The 25,849-nt window shown below is 71.1% G+C and carries 21 protein-coding genes and 1 tRNA gene; 12 read left to right on the plus strand and 10 right to left on the minus strand.

Going from position 1 to position 25,849, the window contains the following annotated elements:
* Window positions 1-6: 6 nt before the first annotated feature.
* The 4 genes from ACIQCJ_RS26870 to ACIQCJ_RS26885 all read left to right on the plus strand — a co-directional run bounded on the left by ACIQCJ_RS26870 (window position 7) and on the right by ACIQCJ_RS26885 (window position 3,209).
* The gene (locus ACIQCJ_RS26870; protein ID WP_402712772.1) at window positions 7-2,097 is read left to right on the plus strand and encodes an iron ABC transporter permease; all 2,091 of its coding nucleotides are present in this window, start codon (window positions 7-9) and stop codon (window positions 2,095-2,097) included.
* 96 nt (window positions 2,098-2,193) lie between these two features.
* On the plus strand, window positions 2,194-2,460 hold the full coding sequence (locus tag ACIQCJ_RS26875) for a type II toxin-antitoxin system Phd/YefM family antitoxin (protein ID WP_402712773.1): 267 nt from the start codon (window positions 2,194-2,196) through the stop codon (window positions 2,458-2,460).
* 9 nt (window positions 2,461-2,469) lie between these two features.
* Entirely contained in the window at window positions 2,470-2,730 is a 261-nt protein-coding gene (locus ACIQCJ_RS26880; protein ID WP_355346234.1) for a Txe/YoeB family addiction module toxin, read from the plus strand.
* A gap of 101 nt (window positions 2,731-2,831) precedes the next feature.
* Window positions 2,832-3,209, plus strand: a complete 378-nt coding sequence (locus tag ACIQCJ_RS26885; protein WP_355346237.1) for a VOC family protein — start codon at window positions 2,832-2,834, stop codon at window positions 3,207-3,209.
* A 34-nt stretch (window positions 3,210-3,243) separates the two neighbouring features.
* Here ACIQCJ_RS26885 and ACIQCJ_RS26890 read toward each other — a convergent pair whose 3' ends face one another.
* The gene (locus ACIQCJ_RS26890; protein WP_391158257.1) at window positions 3,244-3,843 is read right to left on the minus strand and encodes a GNAT family N-acetyltransferase; all 600 of its coding nucleotides are present in this window, start codon (window positions 3,841-3,843) and stop codon (window positions 3,244-3,246) included.
* 366 nt (window positions 3,844-4,209) lie between these two features.
* Here ACIQCJ_RS26890 and ACIQCJ_RS26895 point away from each other — a divergent pair, with 366 nt between their 5' ends.
* Window positions 4,210-5,364, plus strand: coding sequence for a hypothetical protein (locus ACIQCJ_RS26895; RefSeq protein WP_402712774.1), 1,155 nt, complete (start codon window positions 4,210-4,212; stop codon window positions 5,362-5,364).
* Between the two features lie 34 nt (window positions 5,365-5,398).
* Here the strand turns inward: ACIQCJ_RS26895 and ACIQCJ_RS26900 are convergent, their stop codons facing one another.
* Both ACIQCJ_RS26900 and clpB read right to left on the minus strand, forming a co-directional pair.
* The gene (locus ACIQCJ_RS26900) at window positions 5,399-5,944 is read right to left on the minus strand and encodes a YbjN domain-containing protein (protein WP_355346246.1); all 546 of its coding nucleotides are present in this window, start codon (window positions 5,942-5,944) and stop codon (window positions 5,399-5,401) included.
* 184 nt (window positions 5,945-6,128) lie between these two features.
* The gene (gene clpB / locus ACIQCJ_RS26905) at window positions 6,129-8,744 is read right to left on the minus strand and encodes an ATP-dependent chaperone ClpB (protein WP_355346249.1); all 2,616 of its coding nucleotides are present in this window, start codon (window positions 8,742-8,744) and stop codon (window positions 6,129-6,131) included.
* A 368-nt stretch (window positions 8,745-9,112) separates the two neighbouring features.
* Here clpB and ACIQCJ_RS26910 point away from each other — a divergent pair, with 368 nt between their 5' ends.
* The 3 genes from ACIQCJ_RS26910 (at window position 9,113) to ACIQCJ_RS26920 (ending at window position 12,759) form a co-directional block, all read left to right on the plus strand.
* Window positions 9,113-10,387: a cytochrome P450 gene (locus tag ACIQCJ_RS26910; protein ID WP_401851774.1), complete on the plus strand. Its 1,275-nt coding sequence runs from the start codon at window positions 9,113-9,115 to the stop codon at window positions 10,385-10,387.
* 106 nt (window positions 10,388-10,493) lie between these two features.
* The gene (locus ACIQCJ_RS26915) at window positions 10,494-10,898 is read left to right on the plus strand and encodes a TIGR03618 family F420-dependent PPOX class oxidoreductase (protein WP_355346252.1); all 405 of its coding nucleotides are present in this window, start codon (window positions 10,494-10,496) and stop codon (window positions 10,896-10,898) included.
* A 214-nt stretch (window positions 10,899-11,112) separates the two neighbouring features.
* The gene (locus ACIQCJ_RS26920) at window positions 11,113-12,759 is read left to right on the plus strand and encodes a phosphodiester glycosidase family protein (RefSeq protein ID WP_402712775.1); all 1,647 of its coding nucleotides are present in this window, start codon (window positions 11,113-11,115) and stop codon (window positions 12,757-12,759) included.
* A gap of 106 nt (window positions 12,760-12,865) precedes the next feature.
* Here the strand turns inward: ACIQCJ_RS26920 and ACIQCJ_RS26925 are convergent, their stop codons facing one another.
* From ACIQCJ_RS26925 to ACIQCJ_RS26945, 5 genes are all read right to left on the minus strand, one after another.
* Window positions 12,866-13,333, minus strand: a complete 468-nt coding sequence (locus tag ACIQCJ_RS26925; RefSeq protein WP_391041587.1) for a heat shock protein transcriptional repressor HspR — start codon at window positions 13,331-13,333, stop codon at window positions 12,866-12,868.
* A 5-nt stretch (window positions 13,334-13,338) separates the two neighbouring features.
* The gene (gene dnaJ, locus ACIQCJ_RS26930; protein WP_355346258.1) at window positions 13,339-14,538 is read right to left on the minus strand and encodes a molecular chaperone DnaJ; all 1,200 of its coding nucleotides are present in this window, start codon (window positions 14,536-14,538) and stop codon (window positions 13,339-13,341) included.
* A gap of 81 nt (window positions 14,539-14,619) precedes the next feature.
* A complete protein-coding gene (gene grpE, locus ACIQCJ_RS26935; protein ID WP_355346261.1) occupies window positions 14,620-15,291 on the minus strand; it encodes a nucleotide exchange factor GrpE in 672 nt (223 codons plus the stop codon).
* Window positions 15,288-17,165, minus strand: a complete 1,878-nt coding sequence (gene dnaK / locus ACIQCJ_RS26940; protein ID WP_355346264.1) for a molecular chaperone DnaK — start codon at window positions 17,163-17,165, stop codon at window positions 15,288-15,290. Before dnaK ends, grpE begins: the two co-directional genes overlap by 4 nt.
* A gap of 170 nt (window positions 17,166-17,335) precedes the next feature.
* On the minus strand, window positions 17,336-18,211 hold the full coding sequence (locus ACIQCJ_RS26945) for an LCP family protein (RefSeq protein WP_402712776.1): 876 nt from the start codon (window positions 18,209-18,211) through the stop codon (window positions 17,336-17,338).
* A gap of 125 nt (window positions 18,212-18,336) precedes the next feature.
* Here ACIQCJ_RS26945 and ACIQCJ_RS26950 point away from each other — a divergent pair, with 125 nt between their 5' ends.
* The 3 genes from ACIQCJ_RS26950 to ACIQCJ_RS26960 all read left to right on the plus strand — a co-directional run bounded on the left by ACIQCJ_RS26950 (window position 18,337) and on the right by ACIQCJ_RS26960 (window position 23,246).
* Window positions 18,337-19,575 carry a nucleotide sugar dehydrogenase gene (locus ACIQCJ_RS26950; RefSeq protein WP_402712777.1) on the plus strand — a complete coding sequence of 413 codons (1,239 nt, stop codon included), beginning with the start codon at window positions 18,337-18,339 and terminating at the stop codon, window positions 19,573-19,575.
* Window positions 19,576-19,864: 289 nt separating this feature from the next.
* Window positions 19,865-22,135 (plus strand): heterodisulfide reductase-related iron-sulfur binding cluster, encoded by a 2,271-nt coding sequence (locus ACIQCJ_RS26955; RefSeq protein ID WP_391041594.1) that lies wholly within the window; start codon window positions 19,865-19,867, stop codon window positions 22,133-22,135.
* A gap of 73 nt (window positions 22,136-22,208) precedes the next feature.
* On the plus strand, window positions 22,209-23,246 hold the full coding sequence (locus tag ACIQCJ_RS26960; protein WP_402712778.1) for a YIP1 family protein: 1,038 nt from the start codon (window positions 22,209-22,211) through the stop codon (window positions 23,244-23,246).
* Window positions 23,247-23,260: 14 nt separating this feature from the next.
* On the opposite strand, the gene dcd is transcribed toward ACIQCJ_RS26960, so the two are convergent.
* Window positions 23,261-23,836, minus strand: coding sequence for a dCTP deaminase (gene dcd / locus ACIQCJ_RS26965; RefSeq protein WP_355346279.1), 576 nt, complete (start codon window positions 23,834-23,836; stop codon window positions 23,261-23,263).
* A 406-nt stretch (window positions 23,837-24,242) separates the two neighbouring features.
* On the opposite strand from dcd, the gene ACIQCJ_RS26970 reads away from it, so the two are divergent.
* Window positions 24,243-24,313 (plus strand) — tRNA-Gly (locus ACIQCJ_RS26970).
* A 328-nt stretch (window positions 24,314-24,641) separates the two neighbouring features.
* Here the strand turns inward: ACIQCJ_RS26970 and ACIQCJ_RS26975 are convergent.
* Window positions 24,642-25,793: a hypothetical protein gene (locus ACIQCJ_RS26975; RefSeq protein ID WP_402712779.1), complete on the minus strand. Its 1,152-nt coding sequence runs from the start codon at window positions 25,791-25,793 to the stop codon at window positions 24,642-24,644.
* Window positions 25,794-25,849 lie beyond the last annotated feature (56 nt).

A 25,849-nucleotide genomic window follows, 5' to 3' on the forward strand; every position in this document is an offset into this window, starting at 1 on the left:
AGCGCCGTGAGCGTCACGACTCCCCCGCGCACCACCGAGCCCGCGGCCGACGCACGGACGGCCGCGCCCGCCCAGGGCGCGGCCGCGGTGACGGCCGGACTGGTCCTCGTCCTCGTCCTCGCGGTCGCCGTCCTCGCCGTCGTCGACATCACGCAGGGCACCGCCGACGTCGGCGCGGGCGAGGTGTGGAAGGCGCTGACCGGACGGGCGGAGCACGGCGACGCCTCCGTGGTCATCGCCTCGCGGCTGCCGCGCATGGTCGCGGGCCTCGTCGTCGGCGTCGCGCTCGGCGCGGCCGGCGCCGCGCTCCAGGCGGTCAGCCGGAACGTACTCGCCGCGCCCGACACGCTTGCGGTCAACGCGGGCTCGTACCTGGCGCTCGGCATCCTCACCGTCACCGGCGCCTCGCTGCCGCTGCTCGCCTCCTCGGGCGTCGCGTTCGTCGGCGGTCTCGCGGCGGCGGCGCTGGTGCTCGCGCTGTCCGGGCTCGGGGCCGGGACCGTACGGCTGGTGCTGGCGGGCAGCGCCCTCGCGCTCGGCCTCGGCTCGGTCACCGACGCGCTGCTCCTGCTCTTCCCCGAGCAGACCAACGGCCTCTACCAGTGGAGCCAGGGCAGCATCAGCCAGAACGGCTTCGACGGCGTGAACCAGATGGCGCCGATCGCGCTGCTCGCCCTGCTCGGGCTGCTGCTGGCCGGCCGCCGCATCGACGCGCTCGCGCTCGGCGACGACGCGGCCCGCGGGCTCGGCGTGCCGGTCCTGGGCACCCGCGTCACGGTCGTCCTGCTCACGACGCTGCTGTCCGCGGCGGCGGTGACGCTGGCCGGGCCGATCGGCTTCGTCGGCCTGTGCGCGCCCGCGCTCGTCCGCCCGCTGGCCCGGCGGTTCCGCGGTCTGGTCAGGGCGCGGGCGGCCGTTCCGGTCGCCGGGCTCGCCGGCGCGGCGCTGGTCCTCGGCTCCGACGTGCTGCTGCGGGCCACGGTCGGCGCCGAGTCGGCGGTCGCCGTGCCCACCGGGGTCATCACGAGCGTCGCGGGCTCCGTCTTCCTCGTCGTGATCGCGCTGCGCACCCGCGGCTCCGGCGCGTCCGCCGCGCCGGACCGGCTGCGTATCCCCAGCCGGGCGGCGTTCGTCGCCGTCCTGGCCGTACTCGTGGCCGTGTTCGTCGCCGCGGCCGTCGCGGCGGTGCTTCTCGGCGACACCAAGCTGCTGCTCGGCGACGTCGTGAACTGGGCGCAGGGCAGGGCCGACCACGTCGTCACCTTCGTCCTCGACACCCGCGTGCCCCGCGTGCTGGCCGCGCTCCTGGCGGGCGCCGCGCTCGCCCTGTCCGGGACGCTCGTCCAGGCCGTCACCCGCAATCCGCTCGCCGAGCCCGGCATCCTCGGCGTCTCGGGCGGCGCCGGTCTCGGCGCCGTGCTGCTGGTCACCACCGTGCCGACCGCCGGATCGTGGAGCGTGGCGGGCGCGGCCTTCGCGGGCGCGGCGGCCACCGCCGCGGTCGTCTTCGGGCTCTGCGCCCGGGGCGGTTTCCAGCAGAACCGGCTCGTCCTGGTCGGTGTCGGCGCCGCCGCCGGGACCTCGGCTCTGATCAGCCTGCTCATCGTCCTCACCGACCCGTTCAACGCGACGAAGGCGCTGATCTGGCTGTCCGGTTCGACGTACGGCAGGACCATGCCCGATGTGCTGCCGGTCGCGGCCGTCCTCGTCGTCGGCGCCGCCGTGGCCTTCTCCCGCCGCGCCGAACTCGACCTCGTCTCGCTCGACGACGACACCCCGCGCCTGCTCGGCCTCGCCCTCGGGCCGACCCGCCTCGGCCTGCTCGCCGTCAGCGTCCTGCTCAGCGCCACCGCGGTCGCCGCCGCGGGCACGATCGGCTTCGTCGGCCTCGTCGCCCCGCACGCCGCCCGCGCCCTCGTCGGCCGCCGCCACATCCGCGTCATCCCCGTCGCCGTCCTCCTCGGCGCCACCCTCGTCTCCGTCGCCGACCTCCTCGGCCGCACGGTCATCGCTCCCGCCCAGCTCGGGGCGGGCCTGATGACAGCGGTCATCGGGGCGCCGTACTTCGTGTATCTGCTGGTCAGGACGCGGCGGTGACACGGTCACGACGGTGACAGTCGCGCCGGGCGCTCCGGCGCTTGTCACACCCCAGGAGGTCGACGTACAATTTCCTGTACGTAAAGGAGGCCGACTATGAAGACCATGACGTACTCGGAGTCGCGCGCGCGGTACGCCGAAGTGCTCAACTCCGTCAACGACGACCGCGAAGAGGTCGTCATCACCCGGGCCGGACACGACCCGGTCGTCATCGTCTCCCTCGCGGACTACGAGTCCCTGAAGGAGACGGCCTACCTGCTGCGCAGCCCGGCGAATGCCCGGCGCCTCCTCGCGTCCATCGACGAGTTGGAGAACGGCGGCGGCACGGTACGCGAACTCGTGACGGACACGACGGACGAATAAGGGCCGCACGTGAAGATCACCTTCTCCTCCCGCGCCTGGGAGGACTACCTGTGGTGGCAGCTTCAGGACCGGAAGATCCTCAAGCGCATCAACACCCTCATCGCGGATATCGCCCGGAACGGCAACGAGGGGATCGGCAAACCGGAACCCCTCAAGCACGGATTCCAGGGCTACTGGTCACGCCGCGTCAATGACGAGCACCGCCTGATCTACCGCGTCACCGAGGACAGCGTCCTGATCGCACAGTGCCGGTACCACTACGAGAGCTGACCTCGAGGACCGACAGGACGGACCGATTCCTGGGAGCGATGAGTTTTCCGTGCCCCGGCGGTCGTAGGGGGAGGTGTACCTACGAGGAACAGGGAGCGGTCATGTTCGGACAGACGCAGGCGTTCAGCGGATTCTCGGTGGACGACGTGGAAGCGGCGAGGAAGTTCTACGGGGAGACGCTCGGAATCCGGGTGTCCGAGGCGAACGGGCTGCTGACGCTGCACCTCGCGGGGGACCGCAACGTGCTGGTGTACCCGAAGGGGGCGGACCACCGGCCCGCGACCTTCACGATTCTCAACTTCCCCGTGCCGGACATCGACGCGGCCGTGGACGAGCTGGGCCGCCGGGGCGTGCGGTTCGAGCGGTACGAGGGGATGCCGACGGACGAGAAGGGGATCTTCCGCGGCGGCGGCCCGCTGATCGCGTGGTTCACCGACCCGGCCGGGAACGTGCTGTCCGTGCTGGAGCAGGACGCGTAGGGCCCGACGGCCTCACGCGGGCGGCACGACGGCCTCACGCGGGCGGCACGACCGCGTCCGTCGCGAGGCGCGCGTGCAGATGGGAGTCGTGGCGCGCGCCCGCCGGGTCGAGGAAGAAGGCCCGCATCAGGCCCTCCTCACGGAAGCCCGCGCGGGCCGCGACCCGGCAGGAGCCGGGGTTGGCCAGCGAGTGGTCGAGGCTGATGCGGTACACGCCGAGGCCGCCCGCGGCGGGGACGGCGAAGGCCCAGCCGGCGGCGGCGTGCAGGGCGCGGGCGGCGACGCCGCGGCCACGGGCGGCCGGGGTGACCCAGTACGCGGCCTCGGCCTGCCCGGGGACGCGGTGGACGTCGCGGATGGTGACGTAGCCGAGCAGGTCGTCCGAGGCGGCGTCGGTGACGGCGAGCGCGGCCGAACCGTTCTGCCAGGAGACCAGCCGCGGCGCCAGCCATATGGCGGCGCGGTCCGCGACCGGCGCGGCGTTGACGGCCAGGCCACCGGCCCAGCGCAGGATCTCCGGGTCCTCCATGGCGCGGGCGACGGCGGGCTCGTCGGACTCGGCGAAGGGGCGCAGACGCAGGTCACCTGCGGTGAGCTCGTGCGGGGTGAGGCTGCGGGCGAATGCGGAAGTCATGTCCGCACCCTAAGCCGGGGGCCGGGGCGGCCCGACGATCACCCGGCGACGGCCCGAGGCGGTCGCCCCGGGACCGCTCGGCGACGGTCAGGTCGGCACCCACCGGCGCCCCAGCAACCGCCCACGCCGGTCACCCGCCACCACCCGGCGACCTCACACCGGTCACCCACCGGCGCCCCAGCAACCGCCCACGCCGGTCACCCCGCCATCACCCGGCGACCGCAAAAGCGACCCCCCGGCACCCCCGACCCTGGGTGAACGTGCGTCCTCCTCGGGCGTGTCAGACCCGGACCACGGGGCGCGGAGCGCGATAGTCGGTTTGTCCGACTAAGAGAAGTTCGCGAGCCCCCCGAGGAGCCGGGTCCATTGGTCGTCGTCGAACCGGTGACGTCGTCGCCGAAAGCACTGGCCGTGCGGGCGGCGACGGGGGCCGGCCCCGCGGTGGCGGGCTTCGTCGTGGCCCGGATGGCGGGCCTGGTGGTGCTGACGTTGTGGGCACACCGCACCCACCGCCACCCGCGCGATCTGCTCGGCCTGAGCTGGGACGGCCTCTGGTACCACCGGATCGCGGAGTGGGGCTACGGCACCTTCATCCCGGCCTGGGAGGCGCCGGGCCTGCGGTACGACGATCTGGCCTTCTTCCCGCTCTACCCGATGACGGTGCGCGCCGCCGACGCGGTGCTCCCGGTCGGCTCGGTGGCGTGCGCGCTGCTCGTGGCGTGGGCGGGCGCGGTGGCCGCCGCGTGGGGGATCTACGCGGTGACCGAGCACCGATACGGCCGCAGGACGGCGACCGCGCTGGTCCTCGTATGGGGGCTGCTGCCGCACTCGGTGGTGCTGTCGATGGCGTACACCGAGTCGCTGATGACGGCCTTCGCCGCCTGGGCGCTGTACGCGGCCGTCACGCGCCGCTGGCTGACCGCCGGACTGCTGGCCGTACTCGCCGGGCTGACCCGGCCGAACGCCATCGCCGTGGCCGCCGCCGTCTCGATCGCGGCCCTCGCGCACTGCCGCAGGGACCCGCGCGACTGGCGGGCCTGGGCCGCGGCCGTCGCCGCGCCGCTCGGCTGGTGCGGCTACCTCGGGTGGGTGGGCCTGCGGACCGGGGCCGTCCGCGGCTACTTCGACGTGCAGACCCGCTGGGGCTCGCGGTTCGACTTCGGCCACTACGCACTGCACTACGTCAAGCACATGGTGCTCGAACCCGAGACGCTCTCCGCCTACATGGCGACGGCGGTGTGCGCGGCGGCGGCCGTCCTGCTCGTACTGGCGCTGCTGGACCGGATGCCGCTGCCGCTGCTGGTGTACGCGGCGGTGCTGGTGGTGATCGCGCTGGGCGGCGCGGGCTTCTTCTCCTGCAAGCCCCGCTTCCTGCTGCCCGCCTTCCCGCTGCTGGTGCCGTGCGCCGCGGCGCTCGCGAAAGCCCGGCCGCGCACCGCCGCCGTGACGGTGGCGGCGCTGGCCGGGATCTCACTCGGCTACGGGACGTACCTGCTGACGGTCGTCCCCGTGCCCCTCTGACGGACCCGTGCCCCTCCGAGGCGAGGGGACCGCGTCAGTCGTCGCTGCCGCCGTCGCCCTCGGCGCCGCCGTCCGTGCCGCCCTCGACGTCCTTCTCCAGGCCGAGCGTCTCGCCGACCCACTTGTCGAATTCGATGGACGCGCGCACCCAGCTCACCGTGCTGGACACGAAGTGCTCGAGGCCGACGCCGAGGCCGATCAGGAGCTGGGCCTCGCCGATCAGACGGACGGAGCCGTCGTCGTGCGTGTGCGTGTAGACCTTGGGCCACAGGGTGCGGCGGTTCCAGTCGTCGATGACCTCGTGGAGCTGAGGCTTGTCGTCGACCGAGTACGCGTGGTCGTAGAAGGTCCGGACGGCGAAGACCGCCTGCTCACCCTCGCCGCGGAACATGAAGTACGTGCGGAATTCCTCCCACGGCGCGGCGAGGTCGCCCTCCTCGTCGACGAGGTACTTCAGCTCCATCTGTTCGAGCAACTGCTTGACCAGTTCCTGGTCAGGGATGACCACGCTGCCGGCGGGTCCGTTCGGCTCGGGGTCCTGGCCCCCGAAATTGGGGATCGAGGACGGGTCGATGCTCACGGTGAAGGTTCCCTTCGAGACGTTTCTCCTCCATCCTCCCCCATTCCCGCCGGGCGGTGGCAACCCCCGGCGATACGCGTTGGGCGTACCGCCGGGAGCCCGCCGGTGAAAGGCGTCACCACCCGCCCCCGAAGGGCGTCACCGCCCGCCCGCGAAGGGGGTCACCACCTGCCCGTCGGGCACCTCATTTGCTGAGGTCGGGCCCCGTCGTCGGCCCCACGATCAGGCCGTCGGCCGCCCGGTCCACCCGTACGTTCTGCCCGTCGATCACCTCGCCCGACAGGATCGCGCGGGCCAGCGGGTCGCCGATCGCGGTCTGCACGAGGCGGCGCAGCGGCCGGGCGCCGTACGCCGGGTCGTTGCCCTCCTCGGCGAGCCAGTCGAGGGCGCCGTCGGTGACTTCGAGGGTGAGGCGGCGGTCGCGCAGCCGGTCCGCGAGCCGGTCGGTCTGGAGCCGGGCGATCTGCCGCAGCTCGGTCGGGTCGAGCGCGGAGAAGACCACGGTGTCGTCCAGCCGGTTCAGGAACTCCGGCTTGAAGGACGCGCGGACCGTCTCCAGCACCCGCTCCTTCTTCTGCGCCGGGTCCAGCGCCGGGTCGACCAGGTAGTGGCTGCCCAGGTTGGAGGTGAGGATCAAGATGACGTTGCGGAAGTCGACCGTACGGCCCTGCCCGTCGGTCAGCCGTCCGTCGTCCAGCACCTGGAGCAGGATGTCGAAGACCTCGGGGTGCGCCTTCTCCACCTCGTCCAGCAGCACGACGCTGTACGGGCGGCGCCGTACCGCCTCGGTGAGCTGGCCGCCCTCCTCGTACCCGACGTAGCCGGGAGGCGCGCCGACCAGCCGGGCGACCGAGTGCTTCTCGCCGTACTCGCTCATGTCGATCCGGACCATGGCCCGCTCGTCGTCGAAGAGGAAGTCGGCGAGCGCCTTGGCCAGCTCGGTCTTGCCGACGCCGGTGGGGCCGAGGAAGAGGAAGGAGCCGGTGGGGCGGTCGGGGTCGGCGATGCCGGAGCGCGAGCGGCGTACGGCGTCGGAGACGGCGCGTACGGCCTCGGTCTGGCCGATCAGCCGCTTGCCCAGCTCCTCCTCCATGCGCAGCAGCTTCTGCGTCTCGCCCTCCAGCAGGCGGCCCGCGGGGATGCCGGTCCAGGCGGCGACGACGTCGGCGATGTCGTCGGGGCCGACCTCCTCCTTGACCATGTTCGTCGAGGGACCCTGGGCCGCGGCCTCTTCCTCCTCCCTGGTGGCCTCCTCCAGCTCGGCCTCCAGCTTGGGCTTCTCGGCGTAGAGCAGCTTGGACGCGGTCTCGAAGTCGCCGTCGCGCTGGGCGCGTTCGATCCGCGTACCGATGTCGTCCAGCCGCTCCTTCAGCTCACCGACCCGGTTGAGGCCCTGCTTCTCCTTCTCCCAGCGCGCGTTGAGCCCGCGCAGCTCCTCCTCGCGGTCGGCGAGGTCCTTGCGGAGCTTTTCCAGCCGCTGTACGGAGCCGGGGTCGGTCTCGTTCTTGAGCGCCATCTCCTCCATGCGCAGCCGGTCCACGGCCCGCTGGAGCTCGTCGATCTCGACGGGCGAGGAGTCGATCTCCATGCGCAGCCGGGACGCGGCCTCGTCCACCAGGTCGATGGCCTTGTCGGGCAGGAAGCGGGAGGTGATGTAGCGGTCGGAGAGGGTGGCGGCGGCGACCAGCGCGGAGTCGGCGATCTGCACCTTGTGGTGCGCCTCGTAGCGGCCCTTGAGGCCGCGCAGGATCGCCACGGTGTCCTCGACGGACGGCTCGGCGACCAGCACCTGCTGGAAGCGGCGCTCCAGCGCCGGGTCCTTCTCGATCCGCTCGCGGTACTCGTCCAGCGTCGTCGCGCCGACCATCCGCAGCTCGCCGCGGGCCAGCATCGGCTTGAGCATGTTGCCCGCGTCCATGGCGGAGTCGCCGCCCGCGCCCGCGCCGACGACGGTGTGCAGCTCGTCGATGAAGGTGATGACCTGGCCGTCGCTGTCCTTGATCTCGGCCAGGACGGACTTCAGCCGCTCCTCGAACTCGCCGCGGTACTTCGCGCCCGCGACCATCGCGCCGAGGTCGAGCGAGACCAGCCGCTTGTCGCGCAGCGACTCGGGCACGTCGCCCTTGACGATCCGCTGGGCCAGGCCCTCGACGACGGCGGTCTTGCCGACGCCGGGCTCGCCGATCAGCACCGGATTGTTCTTCGTACGGCGGGACAGCACCTGGACGACGCGGCGGATCTCCTGATCGCGGCCGATCACCGGGTCGAGCTTGCCCTCGCGGGCGGCGGCGGTGAAGTCGGTGCCGTACTTCTCCAGGGCCTTGTACGTGCCCTCGGGGTCCTGGGTGGTCACGCGCTGCCCTCCGCGGGCGGTCTCGAAGGCGTCGAGCAGGCTCTTGGCCTTGGCGCCCTGGGCGGCGAGCAGCTCACCGGCGGGTCCGCCCTTGACGGCGGTCCCGATCAGCAGGTGCTCGGTGGACAAGTAGGCGTCGCCCAGCTCCTTGGCGCGTTGCGAGGCGTCCGCGATGACGGCCAGCAGGTCGCGGTTGGCCTGCGGGGGCGCGACGGTGGAGCCCTGCACCTTCGGCAGAGCCGCGACCAGCCGCTCCGCGCCCGCCCGCAGCGTATCGGGGTCGGCGCCGGTGGCGGCCAGCAGGTCGAGGATGTTCTCGTTGTCCGTGCCGCTCAACAGGGCGAGCAGCAGATGCGCGGGCGTCAGGTCCGGGTTGCCCTCGGAGACGGCCCGGGTGTTGGCGGCGTTCAGCGCTTCCCGGCTCTTGTTGGTCAGCTCGGCGTCCACTGGCGTCGGCTCCTCCTCTTGATCGACGTGTCCGATGCTCCGATGCGATCGGCGTAAACCTGCCTTGAGCAACATGAGGCAAGTTGAGTCTATTCCACTCAAGGTGACTTTGGGGCGACTTCGGGAACGGTCACACGGAGACGTCGGGAACGGGGCGGAGAGTCCGCGCGCCGGACCCCGCGGCGAGCAGATGTGTTTTTGTATGAACGTTGAGTAAATCCCGGCGGCGGTGCGACAATGCCTGCTTCAACTCCGCTGGAAGGCAGCGGAGTTGGGGTCCGCTCCAGCCGTTTTGGCCGCATCTGCGCTTGTCCGTACGGCCGCATGTCCGCTTGACTCCTCCATACCCGCCGTCCGTGAGGACTCCCATGAGCGACGCGCACTCCATGGACCCGACCGGCGCCGCGCTGCACGCGGACGCCGCCGCACTGCGCGAGGCGGGGGCCGTCTGCCCCGTGACACTGCCGGACGGCGTCCCCGGGATGATCGTCTCGCGTTACCAGGAGCTGCGCGATTTCTTGGCCGACCCCAAGGTGGCCAAGAACGCCGCGCACTTCGCCGCCCTCCAGCGGGGCGAGGTCCCCGAGCAGTGGCAGCTCAACGCCTTCGCGCTGGTCAACGGCATGACGACGGCGGACGGTGACGACCACAGGCGGCTGCGCGGCCTGGCCACCAAGGCGTTCACCCCGCGCCGGGTGGCCGCGATGCGCCCCCGGATCGAGGCGCAGGCCGCCGAGCTGCTGGCCGCGCTCCCCGGCCGCGCGGACGCCGACGGCGTGGTCGACCTGCGCGAGTGCTACGCCTATCCGCTGCCGATGGGCGTGATCTGCGAGCTGCTGGGCATCGCCCCCGCCCACCGGGACCGGCTGCACGCCCTCAGCCGCCTGATCGTCAGCACCAGCAGCTCCGCGGCCGACGCGATGGCCGCGCAGCGCGAGACGTACGCGATCCTCGGCCAGGTCGTCGCGGAGCGGCGCGCGGCACCCGGCGACGACCTGACGAGCGCGCTGATCGCGGCGCGCGGCGAGGAGAGCGGTGACGGCTCCGGCGACGGCTCGGGCGGCTCCCGCGACGGCTCCCGCGCTGCCTCCGGCGGGCGCCTCAGCGACGCCGAGCTGACCGGCACCCTGCTGCTGATGATCGTCGCCGGGCACGAGACGACCCTCAATCTGATCGTCAACGCCGTACGCGCCCTGTGCGGCCACCCCGACCAGCTCGCGCTCGTGCTGGCGGGCGAGGTGTCCTGGGACGCGGTGGTCGAGGAGACGCTGCGCTGGGACGGCCCGGTGGCGAATTTCCCGTTCCGCTACCCGATCACCGATCTGGTGGTTGACGGCACCTCTGTGCCGCGTGGTACAGCCGTCCTCGCCGGATACGCCGCCGCCGGACGCGACCCGCGCGAGTACGGCCCCGACGCCGACCGCTTCGACATCACCCGCCCCGCCAACCGGCACCTCGCCTTCGGCCACGGCAGCCACTACTGCCTGGGCGCGCCGCTGGCCCGCCTCGAAGCGGTGATCGCCCTGCGCGGCCTGTACGCCGCGTACCCCGGCCTCGCCCTCGCCGTCCCCGACGCCGAACTCCCGCCGCTGCCGGGCTTCGTGGGCAACAGCACCGCCGCGCTCCCGGTCCGCCTGACCTGACCCGTACGAGCCCGGGCCTGACCCGTACGAGCCCGCGCCCGGCCCGTACGAGCCCGAGGCCGCCCCCTGCGCACCCGCCCGCGCGCCTCCGCGTACCGTCCCGTCCATGGCATCCGATCCCCGCTCCCCCGCACCCGGCTACCTCGCCTTCTGGCGCGAGCGGCACCTGTGCACCCTCACCACCCCGCGCCCCGACGGCTCCCCGCACGTCGTCCCGGTCGGCGTCACGTACGACCCCGAGGCGGGGCTCGCCCGCGTCATCGCCAACGGCAGGAGCACCAAGGCCCTGAACGTCCTGGCGGCGGGCCCCGGCGGCGCGCGGGTCGCGGTCTGCCAGGTCGAGCGGCGGATCTGGGCCACCCTCGAAGGCGTGGCCACCGTCTCCGCCGACCCGGACCGCGTCGCCGAGGCCGTGCGCCGCTACACCGAGCGCTACGGCCGCACCCCCTCCCCCAACCCGGACCGCGTCGTGATCGAGATCGCCCTGACCCGGGCGATGGGCAACGCGTGAGGGGGTATAACAGCACGCCGTCGGCGTAACGCCCACAACACGCGTAACAGCCGCAACGCCCGTACGGCGTACGGCGGATGACGGCATTCGTCGGCTGTTCGCCCGGAACTCACCCCCACAAGGCGGGGTCTTCGCGTAGGACGGCTCTCATCGGGCGCGGAAGCCGCCCGCCCGCAGTCGTCAGCCGTCAGCCGTCGTACGTGAAGGGGTCTTCATGGAGCACACCAAGGGTGCCGCGCGGGTACGCGTCCGCACCGTCGTGGCCGCCGTCGCCGTACTCGCCGCCGTCGTACCGCTCGCCCTCGACTCGACGGCCCAGGCCGCCGTGCCCGGTCACGGGCCGGACCCCTCGGCTGCCACCGGCCACCGCAACCCCGTCTCGTCGCGGTGGACGACACGGGACCTCGCGCCCGGCCTCCAGGTCCGCACCGGGACGATCCGGCGCGCGGACGCGGCGCCGTCCTGGACCGTCACCGTCCAGCGGCCGGCCACCAGCAGGCTGACCGGCGCGCCGACCGGGCTCGAAGTGAGCGACAGGGCGTGGGCGGACGACACGGCGGCGCGGCTGCGCGCGGCGGGCTTCGCGCCACGCGTCGAGACCGTCCAGTGGCCCGCCTACAGCGACACCCCGCACGGCACGATGGGCCTGCGGGTACGGATCGGCGGGTACGCCACGCAGGCCGCCGCCACGGCCGCCGCGCAGCCCGTCACCGCGGCGGGCTTCCTCACCGCAGTCGAGTGGACCGGCTACGACGCCGACCAGCCCGCCGACGTGCAGAACATCCACATCGCGACCGTGGACCCGCGCGTGTTCCGCGGCACGGTCGTGGGCACCCACGACGGCGACGTCGCGCGCCGCGAGACCCCGTCGTCGGTCGCCAGGAAGCTGGGCTCCCTGGTCGCCGTCAACGGCGGCTTCTTCGTCATCACCAACGCCGGCGGCATCCAGGGCACCCAGTCGGGACTCGGCGCCTACGACGGGCGGCTGGAGTCGATGTCGGCCGGCGCGCGCGCCGCCCTGGTGCTCGCCGACGGCGGGCGGCACTTCCGTATCGCCGACCTGAACAGCACGGCCACCGCCCGCGCGGGCGGCGCGTCCTACGCCGTGCAGGGCGTCAACCGGCTGCCCGGCACGGTCCGCGACTGCGGGCGCCCCGGCGGCACCCCGAGCGAGCTGCCCTGGCAGGACGTCACCTGCTACGAGAAGGACGACCTGGTGGTGTTCACCCCTGCCTTCGGCGCCGCCCTGCCCACCGGCACCGGTGTCCAGGCCGTGCTCGACGCCCGGGGCGACGTGGTGTCCGTCGGCGCGCGCGGCGGCCGGGTCCCCGCCGACGGCTCGGTGCTCCAGGGCATCGGCTCGGCCGCCGACTGGCTGACCGCGTACGCCCGTACGGGTGAGCACGTATCGGTCGGGACGACCATCCGCGACACCGCGGGCGAGGTCCTCGCCCTCGGCCCCGACGACAGCGTCGTCAGCGCCGCCCCCACCCTCGTCCAGGACGGCCGGATCGCCGTGGACGCCGCGGCCGAGGGCGTCGTCGACCCGCTCGACCTGTCCTTCGGCTACGTCTGGGCCAACGGCCGCCAGCCCCGCACCCTGGCCGGGATCGACGACCGGGGCCGCCTGCTGCTGGTCACCGTCGACGGCCGCCAGACCGGCGGCGGCAGCGAGGGCTTCACGCTCATGGAGGCCGCCGCCTTCATGCGCTCCCTGGGCGCCGTCCAGGCCCTCAACCTCGACGGCGGCGGCTCCACCACCTTCGCCGTCGACGGCACCCTCGCCAACAACCCCTCGGACGCGACGGGCGAGCGCGCCGTGGGCGACTCCGTCCAGGTCGTCCCGGCCGCGCTCCACTGACCGGCGCCGCCGACCGGACGCACGACGACGGACGGTCCGTCTCCCTCACGTGAGGGAGACGGACCGTCCGTCGCAAGGAGCCTTGGGCCGTACGGGTGAGCGGGCGTCAGCCGTCGCGCTTGGGCCGCCAGACCACCAGCGCGCTGGTGTGCTGGACGTCCTGGTAGGGAACCAGGTCGCGGCGGTACGAGGCGTGCACGGCTGCCTCGCGCTGCTGGATGACGGCGGCGGCGCCCTCGACGGCGGCGGAGAGTTCGGCCACGCGCGCCTGGAGGGCGGCGACCTGGTTCTCCAGCTCGATGATCCGCTTGATGCCCGCGAGGTTGATGCCCTCGTCCTGCGAGAGCCGCTGCACCTCGCGGAGCTGCTCGATGTCACGGGTGGAGTAGCGACGGCCGCGCCCGGCGGTACGGTCGGGCGAGACCAGCCCGAGGCGGTCGTACTGACGCAGGGTCTGCGGGTGCAGCCCGGACAGCTCGGCCGCCACCGAGATGACGTAGACCGGGGACTCCTCGGTCAGTTGGTAGGGATTACGGCCGCGCGGGCCTCTCATACCGCTTCCGTCGACGCTCATTCAGGTCACGCTCCCTTTGCGGCCTTGAACAGCTCCGCCCGCGGGTCGTGCCCCGCGGTCGCTTCCCGGTAGGACTCCAGCGCGTCCAGCGCCTTGCCCTCGGTCTTCTCCGGCACCGCCACCTCGATGGTGACGAGCAGATCGCCCCGTGAACCGTCCTTGCGCATGGCGCCCTTGCCGCGGGCGCGCAGCGTACGGCCGTTCGGCGTACCGGCCGGAAGCTTGAGGGTGACCGGCGGGCCGCCCAGGGTGGGCACCTTGATCTCGCCGCCGAGCGCCGCCTCGGCGAAGGTCACCGGCACGGTGACCGTGAGATTGGACTCGCGGCGCCCGAAGACCGGGTGCGCTCCGACGTGCACGACCACGTACAGGTCGCCGCCGGGGCCGCCGCGCTCGCCGGGCGCGCCCTTGCCGCGCAGCCGGATCCGCTGCCCGTCGGTGACACCGGCCGGGATACGGACCTGCATGGTGCGCGAGGAACGGGCCCGCCCGCTGCCCTTGCAGACGTCGCAAGGGGTCTCGGCGATCAGGCCGCGGCCCTTGCAGTCCACGCACGGGTCGGTGAGCGAGAAGCCGCCACCGCCGCCGCGCGAGACCTGCCCGGTGCCGACGCAGGTCGGGCACACCCGGGGCGTGCCGTTCTTGTCGCCGGTGCCGGAGCACGCCTTGCAGGGCGCCTGCGAGGACATCCGCAGCGGGACCGTGGCCCCGTCGACCGCCTCGGTGAAGCTCAGCGTCACCTCGGACTCGATGTCCTGGCCGCGGCGCGGCTGCACCCGCGTGCCCGCGCCGCCCCGGTTGAACAGACCGCCGAAGACGTCGCCCAGGCCGCCGCCGAAGCCGCCGCCCTGCCCGCCGGTGGTCTGCCCGCCGGGCTGGCCGCCCGTGCCGCCGAACAGGTCGCCGAGGTCGAAGTTGAAGCCGCCGGCGCCGCCCGCGCCGGGACCGGGGCGGAAGCCGCCGTTCCCGAACAGCGCGCGGCCCTCGTCGTACTCCTTGCGACGCTTGGCGTCGGACAGCACGTCGTTGGCCTCGGAGATCTCCTTGAAGCGCTCCTCGGCCTTCGCGTCGCCCTTGTTGGCGTCCGGGTGGAACTCGCGGGCGAGCTTCCGGTACGCCTTCTTGATCTCGGCGTCCGTGGCGTCCTTGGGCACGCCGAGGACCTTGTACAGGTCCTTCTCCAACAGGTCCCTACTGACGCTCATCCCCGACGTCCCTCCTCTCCACCACTTCCAGGCGCGCCGCCGGTGACCGGCACACTCCTACGCCCACTTACTTCTACGCCGTCAGCCCTCGTCCGGGCCACCGGTCTCCTCTTCGTCGGCCTTCTTCTCCGCCGCCGACTCGTCCTTGCCCTGGCTGCCCGGCTGCGGTTCGGCGACCGCGACCCTGGCGGGCCGCAGATTGCGCTCCCCGATGCGGTACCCGGGCTGGAGGATCTGCACGCATGTGGTCTGCGTGACATCCGGCGAATAGCTGTGCATCAGGGCCTCGTGCACCAGCGGGTCGAAGGGCTCGCCCTCCTTGCCGAACTGTTGCAGCCCCAGCTTCGCCGCCACCGTCTCCAGCGACTCGGCGACCGACTTGAAGCCGCCGACCAGCTCGCCGTGTTCCCGCGCCCGGCCGATGTCGTCGAGCACCGGGAGCAGTTCGGTGAGCAGATTGGCGACCGCGACCTCCTTGACGGCGACCCGGTCCCGCTCCACCCTGCGGCGGTAGTTCTGATACTCGGCCTGGAGCCGCTGGAGGTCCGCGGTGCGCTCGTTGAGCGCGGTGCGCACCTGGTCCAGCTGTGCCCGCAGGGCCGTCAGCTCCTTCGCGTCCCCGTCCGGGGCCGGGGCCGCCGGGCCCGCCTCATCGGCGGACCCGGCGGCCTTCGCGGCGGCGTCCGGCTGCTCCTCGCCGGCCTCTGAAGGGACGTCGGGCTCCGACTCGAAGCCCTTCGGCTCCTCCGTCACGCGGCACCGTCCCTCTTGTTGGCGTTCTCGTCGTCGACGATCTCGGCGTCGACCACGTCGTCGTCCGCGGCGGCGTCGGCCTGACCGTCGGAGGGGGCGTCGGCGGTCGCGCTGCCGGAGGCGCCGTCGGTCTGCGCGTACAGCGCCTGGCCCAGCTTCTGGCTGGTGGCCGCGACCTTCTCGGTGGCCTCGCGGATCGCGGCGGTGTTGCCGTCGTCCGTCGACTCGTTCTTCAGCTTCTCCTTGAGGTCCGCGACCGCGGTCTCGACCTCGGACCTGACGTCCTCGGGGAGCTTGTCCTTGTTGTCCGCGATGAACTTCTCGGTCTGGTAGACGAGCTGCTCACCCTGGTTGCGGGTCTCGGCGGACTCGCGGCGCTTGTGGTCCTCGTCCGCGTACTGCTCGGCCTCCTGGCGCATGCGGTCGACCTCGTCCTTGGGCAGCGAGGAGCCGCCGGTGACGGTCATCCGCTGCTCCTTGCCGGTGCCGAGGTCCTTCGCGCCGACGTGCATGATGCCGTTGGCGTCGATGTCGAAGGTGACCTCGATCTGCGGCATCCCGCGGGGGGCGGGCGGCAGGCCGGTCAGCTCGAACATGCCGAGCTTCTTGTTGTACGCCGCGATCTCGCGCTCGCCCTGGTAGACCTGGATCTGGACCGACGGCTGGTTGTCCTCGGCCGTGGTGAAGATCTCGGAGCGCTTGGTCGGGATGGTCGTGTTGCGCTCGATCAGCTTGGTCATGATGCCGCCCTTGGTCTCGATACCGAGGGACAGCGGGGTGACGTCGAGCAGCAGGACGTCCTTGACCTCGCCCTTGAGCACACCGGCCTGGAGGGACGCGCCGATGGCGACGACCTCGTCCGGGTTGACGCCCTTGTTGGCGTCCTTGCCGCCGGTCAGCTCGCGCACCAGCTCCGCGACGGCGGGCATACGCGTCGAGCCGCCGACCAGGACGACGTGGTCGATCTCCGAGAGCTGGATCCCGGCGTCCTTGATGACGTTGTGGAACGGCGTCTTGCAGCGCTCCAGCAGGTCGGTGGTGAGCTGCTGGAACTGGGCGCGGGTGAGCTTCTCGTCCAGGTGCAGCGGACCCTCGGCGGACGCCGTGATGTACGGCAGGTTGATCGAGGTCTCGGTGGACGAGGACAGCTCGATCTTCGCCTTCTCCGCCGCCTCGCGCAGGCGCTGGAGGGCCATCTTGTCCTTGCCCAGGTCCACGCCGTGGCCGGACTGGAACTGCTTCACCAGGTAGTCGACGACGCGCTGGTCCCAGTCGTCACCACCGAGGTGGTTGTCGCCGTTGGTGGCCTTCACCTCGACGACGCCGTCGCCGATCTCCAGCAGCGAGACGTCGAAGGTGCCGCCACCGAGGTCGAAGACCAGGATGGTCTGGTCGTCCTTGTCGAGGCCGTAGGCCAGCGCGGCGGCGGTCGGCTCGTTGACGATGCGCAGCACGTTGAGGCCCGCGATCTCACCGGCCTCCTTGGTGGCCTGGCGCTCGGAGTCGTTGAAGTACGCGGGGACGGTGATCACCGCGTCGGTGACCTTCTCGCCCAGGTACGACTCCGCGTCCCGCTTGAGCTTCTGCAGGATGAAGGCGCTCATCTGCTGCGGGTTGAAGTCCTTGCCGTCCAGGTTGATCTTCCAGTCGGTGCCCATGTGGCGCTTGACCGACCGGACGGTCCTGTCGACGTTGGTGACAGCCTGGCGCTTGGCGACCTCGCCGACGAGCACCTCGCCGTTCTTGGCGAAGGCGACGACGGACGGCGTGGTCCTGGCGCCCTCTGCGTTGGTGATGACGGTGGGCTCGCCGCCTTCGAGAACGCTGACGACGGAATTAGTCGTGCCCAGGTCGATGCCGACCGCACGTGCCATGGTGAAATCCTCCTGCTGACTTGAGTGGAACTGACTCAAGACTGCACGACCCGGGATCTTCTGTCAACAGACGTGAGTCGACCTCACTCAACTTATCTCTGCTTTATGTGCGCAGGGCGGATGTTCTCGCAGGTCGGACGGGGTGCGGCGAGGTGCGGCGAGGTGCCGCGTCAGCGGCTTGGAGAGGCCGGCACCGGGCGGTCCGCGCGCAGCGCCGCCAGCAGCGGACCGGACTCGGCCGGCCGGGCCGTCAGCGTACGGAAGGCGAGGGCGCCGTCCGGCACCTTGCGCAGGCTTCCCGCCAGCTCGTACAGCGCGGGCAGCGTACTGAGTCCGGGATCGGCCGTGAGGGACGAGGTGGCCGTGTCGACCAGGCCGAAGAACCGGGCCGGATGGCGCAGCGTGTCCGCCCCGCGCGCCTCACGGGTCAGCGTACGCAACAGTTCGCGGCGGCGCTCACCGGTGTGGGCGCCGACCGCGGCCTCGATCCGGTCGAACCCGGCGAGGACCACCACCATGTGGTGGTCGACGCGGATGCCGCTGAGCCGTTCGAAGGCGCGGATCGAGCAGGCCGCCCCGCCGCCGCTGAAGGCGCGGCCGAAGGGTTCGTACGCGGCCGGGCTCGTACCGCCGTCCGGGCGGGGACAACTCGGCACGCCGACCTTCAGGGAGCGCGGTACGCCGACGGCGGCGGCGTGGCGGCGGTCGGCGGACAGGTGCAGCAGGACGGCGGCGTCGGAGGTGTCTTCATCCGGGGGCGCGCCGGAGCCCGGGCCGCGCTCGGCGTTCTGGCCGCCGTGGGCTCCGCTGCCGCCCTGGCCGCTCGGGCCGCCCTGGCCGCTTTCGGAGCCCAGCATCAGGATGTTGCGCGCCTGCGGCACCAGCGCGCGGGGCCGCTCCTTCGCGTACCGGGCGAGCACCTTCTCCGCGGCCCGGTCGGTGTGGATGTTGCCGCTGAACTTCCGGTAGGACGCCCAGCCCAGACCCGCCGTCACCACAAGGAGGAGCCCGGCGCCGATCGCGACCCAGCGCAGCACGGCCCGCATGCCCGCCTCCTCCCGCGTGATCGTGGCGCCTCGTCCGTCATGGCCCGCTCGCGCGGCGGCCCGACATCCGATGAACTTAATGCGCCTTTGCCATACTTGTCACGATTAGGGCTAATTTAAGCGTCATGGAACCCACCGAAGACAGCCGGCACGTCGTCGTCGTAGGCCAGGGCCAGGTCGGACTGCCGCTGGCACTGCGGGCGGCGGAGGCCGGTTTCACGGTCACCGGGATCGACATCGACGAACAGCTGGTCAAACGGCTGACGGCCGGGGACTCCCGCGTCGGCGACGTCCCCGCGGAGCGGCTGGCCGAGGCCCTCGCCTCCGGCCGCTACCGGGCCAGTACGGACTACGCCGACGCCCGCGACTTCGACGTCTGCGTGATCACCGTCCCCGTACCGGTCCACGACGGCGTCCCCGACCGCGGCGCGATCGTGGACGCGGGCCGGGCCGTCGCCCCGCACCTGCGCCCGCGCGCCACCGTCGTCCTGGAGTCCACGACCGTGCCCGGCACCACCGAGGAGCTGCTGCGGCCGGTCCTGGAGGAGATCAGCGGCCTGACCGCGGGCAGCGCCTTCCACCTGGGTTACAGCCCCGGGCGCACCGACCCCGGCAACCCCCGGTGGCGGCTGGAGAACACCCCCAAGGTCGTCTCCGGTGTGAACGTACGATCGCTCCTCGCCGTCGACGGCTTCTACTCCCGAATCGTGCGCAATACGGTGCCGGTTTCGTCGCCGCGCACCGCCGAGCTGACCAAGCTCATCGAGGACGCCTTCCGCCAGGTGAACATCGCCCTGGTCAACGAACTGGCCACCGTCACCGGGCCGATGGGCACCGACATCCGCGAGGCGATCGACGCGGCGGCCACCAAGCCGTACGGCTTCCTGCCCTTCCACCCCGGCCCCGGCGTCGGCGGTCACCGGCTGCCGGTCCCCCGCGGCCTGCTGCGTTTCGCGGCGCTCGCCGAGGAGATCAACGGGCTGATGCCCACCCAGGTGGTGGACAGGATCGCGGCGGGTCTCGACGCCAGGCAGCGGCCGGTCGAGGGAAGCCGCGTCCTTCTGCTGGGTCTCGCTTACAAACGCGACAGCGGCGATCTTCGCGAATCGCCCGCGCTCGCCATCGCGGCCGGGCTGACGGCGCTCGGCGCCCGGGTGCGCGCGGTCGAGCCGTACGCGGACCCGGCCCGGCTGCCCGCCGACCTGCTGTGCGTGGAGCTGACCGAGGAGGAGGCTGCGGCGGCGGATGTGGTGGTCGTCGCGACCGACCACGACGTCTTCGACTACACGATGGTCGCGCGGGCGGCGACGTACGTCTTCGACACGCGGAACCGGTGCCGGGGTGAGAGCGTGGAGCGGCTCTGAGCCGGTCACGGCAGGGCGCGACAGGCCGCACCGCGACGCAGATCACGAGTTGCACGGCTGTATGCGCCCGCGGATCGCGGGTAATCTCAGCGGAGACCGGATTAAGTTACCGCTTAGTACGACCTTGCTCGTACGACTCGTACGGGACCTTTCTCGTACGACTCGTCCGACTCGTACGACCCTGTACAAGCGTTGCCCGTACGACCTTGCCCAGCACGAAGCCTTCCCGCCCGATCCTGAACCCACGGCCCCCTCCCACTGAACCGCCGCGCAGGCCCGAGGAGCCCACATGCAACTCGCCGCGATCATCGTGTCGCTGGTCCTCACCGCGGTCGGCGTCGCCCTGATCAGCCTCGCCGTCGCGCAGATCTTCCGGTTCGTCACGCTCGGCCAGCCCGTGCCCGCGGGCTCCCGCACGAACGACTGGGTGGCCAGGTCCACGACCCTGGCCAGGGAATTCGTCGGCCACACCCGGATGAACAAGTGGGGCGTCGTCGGCGTCGCGCACTGGTTCGTGGCGGTCGGCTTCCTCACCCTCGGCCTGACGATCGTCAACGCGTACGGCCAGCTCTTCAAGGCCGACTGGATCCTGCCGTGGATCGGCACCTGGCTGCCGTACGAGGTGTACACCGAGTTCATCGCGGCGCTCACCACCCTCGGCATCCTCACCCTGATCGTGATCCGGCTGCTGAATCTGCCCTCGCGCGCCGGCCGCAAGTCCCGCTTCACCGGTTCGACGGCCTGGCAGGCGTACTTCGTGGAGTACGTCGTTCTGATCATCGGCCTGGCGATCCTGACGCTGCGCGGCCTGGAGGGCGCCCTGCACGGCGTCGACCACTACGAGGCCGCGTACTTCGTCTCGTACCCGCTGGTCGCCGCCTTCCGGAAGATGAGCACCGGCAGCCTCCAGAACACGGTCTACGCCGTCGCCATGGTCAAGCTGGGCGTCACGATGATCTGGGCGATCGTGCTCGGCCTGCACACCAACATGAGCGTGGCCTGGCACCGCTTCCTGGCCTTCCCCAACATCTGGTTCAAGCGGAACGCGGACGGTCCGGTCGCGCTCGGCGCGCTCCAGCCGATGGTCTCCGCGGGCAAGCCCATCGACTTCGAGGACCCGGGCGAGGACGACCAGTTCGGCGTCTCCCAGATCGAGCACTTCTCCTGGAAGGGCATCCTCGACTTCTCCACCTGCACCGAGTGCGGACGCTGCCAGTCGCAGTGCCCCGCCTGGAACACCGGCAAGCCGCTCTCCCCCAAGCTGCTGATCATGTCGCTGCGCGACCACGCGCACGCCAAGGCGCCGTATCTGCTGGCCGGCGGCGGCAAGAACGCCGAGGGCGAGGAGACCGGTACGCCCGAGCAGCTCGCGGGCGTCCCCGCCGCCGCGCTCGCCGAGGCCGAGCGCCCGCTGATCGGGACGGCTGAGGAGAACGGGGTCATCGACCCCGACGTGCTGTGGTCCTGCACCACCTGCGGCGCCTGCGTCGAGCAGTGCCCGGTCGACATCGAGCACATCGACCACATCGTCGACATGCGCCGCTACCAGGTGATGATCGAGTCGTCGTTCCCGAGCGAGGCGGGCACGATGCTCAAGAACCTGGAGAAGAAGGGCAACCCGTGGGGCCTGCCGAAGAAGCAGCGCCTGGCCTGGGTCAAGGAAGTCGACTTCGAGGTGCCGGTCGTCGGCGAGGACGTCGAGGACCTGACCGAGGTCGAGTACCTGTACTGGGTCGGCTGCGCGGGCTCTCTGGAGGACCGCGCGAAGAAGACCACCAAGGCTTTCGCCGAACTCCTGCACATCGCGGGCGTCAAGTTCGCGATCATGGGCGGCGACGAGAACTGCACCGGTGACTCCGCCCGCCGCCTGGGCAACGAATTCCTCTTCCAGCAGCTCGGCCAGGAGAACGTGGCCATGCTCAACATGGCCTTCGGCGAGTCCCTCGACGAGGACGGCGCGGTGGACCCCTCCACGCGCAAGCCGCGCGCCTCGAAGAAGATCGTCGCCACCTGCCCGCACTGCTTCAACACCATCGCCAACGAGTACCCGCAGCTCGGCGGCGAGTACGAGGTCGTCCACCACACCCAGCTCCTCCAGCACCTCGTGGACGAGGGCAAGTTGGTGCCGGTCACGCCGGTCGAGGGCCTGATCACGTACCACGACCCCTGCTACCTCGGGCGGCACAACAAGGTCTACACACCACCGCGCGAGATCATCGCGTCCGTGCCCGGTCTGCGAAACGAGGAGATGCACCGCCACAAGGAACGCGGCTTCTGCTGCGGCGCGGGCGGCGCCCGGATGTGGATGGAGGAGCGGATCGGCAAGCGCGTCAACAACGAGCGCGTCGACGAGGCGCTTTCCCTCAACCCGGACATCATCTCCACCGCGTGCCCGTTCTGCCTGGTCATGCTCTCCGACTCCGTCAACGGCAAGAAGAACGACGGCCAGGCGAAGGAGGCCCTCCAGGTCGTGGACGTCTCGCAGCTTCTCCTCCAGTCGGTGAAGGCGCCGGCGGACGCGGCCGAGCTGAGCGAGGAAGCGCCGGCCGGGACGGCCTGATCCGGGGCCTCACCAGCCCTTACGGGTTCCCCTAGGGGTTTGCCCGGGGGTCCGTCGACGGGTTCGCCGCCGCGTGTCACAGGTTGGCAGCAATGGGCGGCGGCGGACCGGCCGACAGGAGCGGTGCGGCGGCTTACCGGGTACGTTCGATGACGTGGCTGGATTCAGGAATCGACACGGTGAGGGCGGTGGCCGGGGCGGCCGTCCCGGCCAGGGGCCGGGATACGGCGCGGGTCACGGGCAGGGCGCGGGGTACGGGCAGGGCGCCGGTTACGGGCAGGGCGCGGGTCACGGGCAGGGCTCGTACGGAACGCCTCCCGGCGAGCCGGAGTACTACGCGCCCGCGGCGGGGCAGCCCGGCGGGTACGACGAGTCGCCCGGCCAGACGAAGGCGTTCACGCTGGGCGCCGGGTTCGCGGGCCAGGGCCAGGAGCCGTACGTCGATCCGTACGCCGGGCAGCAGCCGTACGCGCAGCCTTCGCACGCACAGGACCCGTACACCCAGCCCCCGTACTCGGGGGACAACGTGGCGACGTACCGCGCGGGTCAGTCCGCCGCGCCGCCGGTCGGTCCGCGGCTGCACTGGAAGGAGTTGCTGAGCGGCGTCGTGCTGCGCCCCGGCCGCACCTTCTGGCAGATGCGCGACCACACGGTCTGGGGCCCGGCCCTGACCGTGACCTTCCTCTACGGGCTGCTCGCCGTCTTCGGCTTCGACGCCGCCCGCAGCGACGTCCTGGACGCGACGCTCACCACCAGCATCCCGTGGGTGCTCACCACGGCCGTCGCCGTCGTCATCTCCGCGGTCACGCTCGGCGCGGTCACCAACACCCTCGCGCGGCAGTTCGGCGGCGACGGCGCCTGGGCGCCGACGATCGGGCTCTCGCTCCTGATCACGACGCTCACCGACGCCCCGCGTCTCTTCTTCGCGCTCTTCCTCGGCGGCGCCAACAGCTTCGTCCAACTCCTGGGCTGGCTCACCTGGCTGGGCTGCGCCGCGCTGCTCACCTCGATGGTCAGCAAGTCGCACGACCTGCCGTGGCCGAAGGCGCTCGGGGCGGCGTCGATCCAACTGGTCGCGCTGCTCTGCCTGTTCAAGCTGCCGCTGATCTGACCCGCCCCGTGGTCTCAGACCTTGGTGCGGTGGAAGTTCATGAAGGACCGTGAAGGCGTCGGCCCGCGCTGCCCCTGGTAACGGGAGCCGTACTGCTGCGATCCGTAAGGGAATTCGGCGGGCGAGGTCAGCCGGAAGAGGCAGAGCTGCCCGATCTTCATTCCGGGCCAGAGCTTGATCGGGAGCGTCGCGACATTCGACAGCTCCAGGGTCACATGCCCGGAGAAACCGGGGTCGATGAACCCCGCGGTCGAGTGCGTCAGCAGCCCCAGCCGCCCCAGACTCGACTTCCCCTCCAGCCGAGACGCCATGTCGTCGGGCAACGAGATGACCTCGTACGTCGACCCGAGCACGAATTCCCCCGGATGCAGGATGAACGGCTCGTCACCCTCCGGCTCCACCAGCCGCGTCAGATCCGGCTGTTCCACCGCCGGGTCGATGTGCGGATACCGGTGGTTCTCGAACACCCGGAAGAACCGGTCCAGCCGCACATCAATACTCGACGGCTGCACCATCGACGGCTCGAACGGGTCCACGCGCACGCGTCCGTTGTCGATTTCGGCTCGAATGTCCTTGTCAGAGAGAAGCACGCCCCGAAGGTTACGCGCCCGGAGCGGCCCCGACCCAATCCTCCGGCCCGGAGCCGCCACCTCACCGGCCTCCGACTACCGCTTCTCCCCGCCCCCGGCCACCGGCACCGCGTGCCTCAGCCGCGCGCACTTGGGACACCTCAACAACCGCCCGGGCCCCAACCGCTCGGCCCCCAAATGCTGCATCGGGAACGAAGCCGTACTGAACACATGCCCCTCGGCACAACGAACAACGGTGCGCTCCATCAAGTCCCTTCCCCAACCAACCGGCGTGGACGACAAACCCACACATTAGGGGATCAACCCACCGCGCACCCACTCACCACTCCGCCCCCAACCTACGCCCCACCCCACCCCCCACATGCGGTAGACTCCCCCACGAAGCCACCCCCACCAGGGCCTTCACGCGGATGTAGTTTAATGGTAGAACATGAGCTTCCCAAGCTCAGAGCGCGGGTTCGATTCCCGTCATCCGCTCTTTGATAAAGCCCCAGGTCGAAGACTTGGGGCTTGTTTGTTGTCTGGACCAATTCGAGGGTCGCGTGCCATTCGCGTGCCACTAGGCCGAAATTCCGGACGCTAATGCCCCGATTAACCGTGACTGACCGGTGAACACCGAGGCTTTCTCGAATCGCGAGACGCCTTTTCAGTGAGGCGCGTCACACGATTTCACGAAGAGTGCCCCCGTTGGTCCCCTTATGCGCCCTCATCACGGCACCGAAGTCCCCTACGCGGACGCTCTGAACGCCCTCTGATGCCGTCCCCGCCTGGGCGTGCCATGGCCGTGCCACACGGGGTTGCGCCCTCACCCCTCGGTCTTTGACTCGGTGCCGGCGTCGCTGTCGTCGTCCGCTGCGTAGACGTGGACGGAGCGTTCGCTGTTGAAGGGCTTGAACCAGTCGTTGATGCCCATGGGGGCAATTCTCATGTGGGCGAAAGCAGGGTCTTCGTCGATTCCGTCCGCGGAGGGCTGGTAAAGCCATTCGTGATCCATGTCCTCATAGACCTCATCGGCGAAGATTTCGAAGGCTTGGCGGACCTCGTCGCCGAGCAGTCCGTACAGGTCGGCTGTCACCTCGGCCTCGGTCAGGAGGAGGCGCATGAGCAACTCCTCGGCGACACAGGTCAACGGTCCGAAATCCGGCTGCGTAAGGCGGGCGGTCATGCAGACAGCCGTGGTGACCAGTCGGCGCACGAACAGCACGTCGTACTTGAGGACGTACCGCTCGGGCAGACCCTCGAGGACCATGAAGACCTCGTCGCTCTCGGCGACGTTCGGCCCGTCGTTCTCCAGCCGGCCGAGGTCGGCGAACAGTTCATCCACGAGAAGGTGAATGCCGTACACGAGGGCGCCTGCGGCGATCTCGGCCGATTCCTCGCTGACGAGCGGACCGTATCCCTCCTCGTCCTCCTCTTCCTTGTCCTCGGTGTAGCCGAAGGAGTCGAGGGAGAAGGCATGGAGCTGAGTGCCCATGGTGCGCAGCTTGCTGCGCATCGCCTCCACTTCCGCCTCGTCGGGCTTGCCCGATGAGGACTCGGTACGTGCTTCACGGTGCAGACGGGCACGCTCGGCGGGATCCAAGGCCGGCGCATCCGGTCCGTCGGCTGCGTCGAGGCTTTGCTGCGCGATGCCATCATGCAACTCGACCTCGCAGCGGGCGATGGTCCAGTCCGCGAGTAGTTCGGTGCGTTCGAGGATGTCCGTCATCACCGCTTGCACGGCTTCCTCCGCCATTTCCAGCGCGGGCGCGTCCACGAACACCTTCACGATCGCACCACCTGGGTAGACCGCGATCACCCGGTCGAGGACATCGACCTCCAGGTCGTCCGGTCCTTCGATCGCGTCGAGCTGGTCCAGGTGCTTGCCCAACAGGTTGATCACGCCTTCGCGCTGCAGCGCGTCCAGTTCGGGGGCGCCTTCGGGGACCTCCGCGTCCACCGTCACCACATACGTCATGCGGCCGATCGTGCCGGACGTCGAATACGCACGGCTAGGTTCACGCCAACACGGCG

The organism is Streptomyces sp. NPDC093221 (assembly GCF_044753885.1).
Lineage (GTDB): Bacteria > Actinomycetota > Actinomycetes > Streptomycetales > Streptomycetaceae > Actinacidiphila.

Bases quoted from the DNA above. Each gene is read 5' to 3' on its own strand.
- ACIQCJ_RS26875 (WP_402712773.1), top strand. From the start codon at position 2,194: ATGAAGACCATGACGTACTCGGAGTCGCGCGCGCGGTACGCCGAAGTG.
- ACIQCJ_RS26950 (WP_402712777.1), top strand. From the start codon at position 18,337: ATGGAACCCACCGAAGACAGCCGGCACGTCGTCGTCGTAGGCCAGGGC.
- ACIQCJ_RS26945 (WP_402712776.1), bottom strand. From the start codon at position 18,211: ATGCGGGCCGTGCTGCGCTGGGTCGCGATCGGCGCCGGGCTCCTCCTT.
- ACIQCJ_RS26910 (WP_401851774.1), top strand. From the start codon at position 9,113: ATGAGCGACGCGCACTCCATGGACCCGACCGGCGCCGCGCTGCACGCG.
- ACIQCJ_RS26920 (WP_402712775.1), top strand. From the start codon at position 11,113: ATGGAGCACACCAAGGGTGCCGCGCGGGTACGCGTCCGCACCGTCGTG.
- ACIQCJ_RS26925 (WP_391041587.1), bottom strand. From the start codon at position 13,333: ATGAGCGTCGACGGAAGCGGTATGAGAGGCCCGCGCGGCCGTAATCCC.
- dnaJ (WP_355346258.1), bottom strand. From the start codon at position 14,538: ATGAGCGTCAGTAGGGACCTGTTGGAGAAGGACCTGTACAAGGTCCTC.
- ACIQCJ_RS26890 (WP_391158257.1), bottom strand. From the start codon at position 3,843: ATGACTTCCGCATTCGCCCGCAGCCTCACCCCGCACGAGCTCACCGCA.
- ACIQCJ_RS26955 (WP_391041594.1), top strand. From the start codon at position 19,865: ATGCAACTCGCCGCGATCATCGTGTCGCTGGTCCTCACCGCGGTCGGC.
- ACIQCJ_RS26915 (WP_355346252.1), top strand. From the start codon at position 10,494: ATGGCATCCGATCCCCGCTCCCCCGCACCCGGCTACCTCGCCTTCTGG.
- dnaK (WP_355346264.1), bottom strand. From the start codon at position 17,165: ATGGCACGTGCGGTCGGCATCGACCTGGGCACGACTAATTCCGTCGTC.
- ACIQCJ_RS26975 (WP_402712779.1), bottom strand. From the start codon at position 25,793: ATGACGTATGTGGTGACGGTGGACGCGGAGGTCCCCGAAGGCGCCCCC.
- ACIQCJ_RS26885 (WP_355346237.1), top strand. From the start codon at position 2,832: ATGTTCGGACAGACGCAGGCGTTCAGCGGATTCTCGGTGGACGACGTG.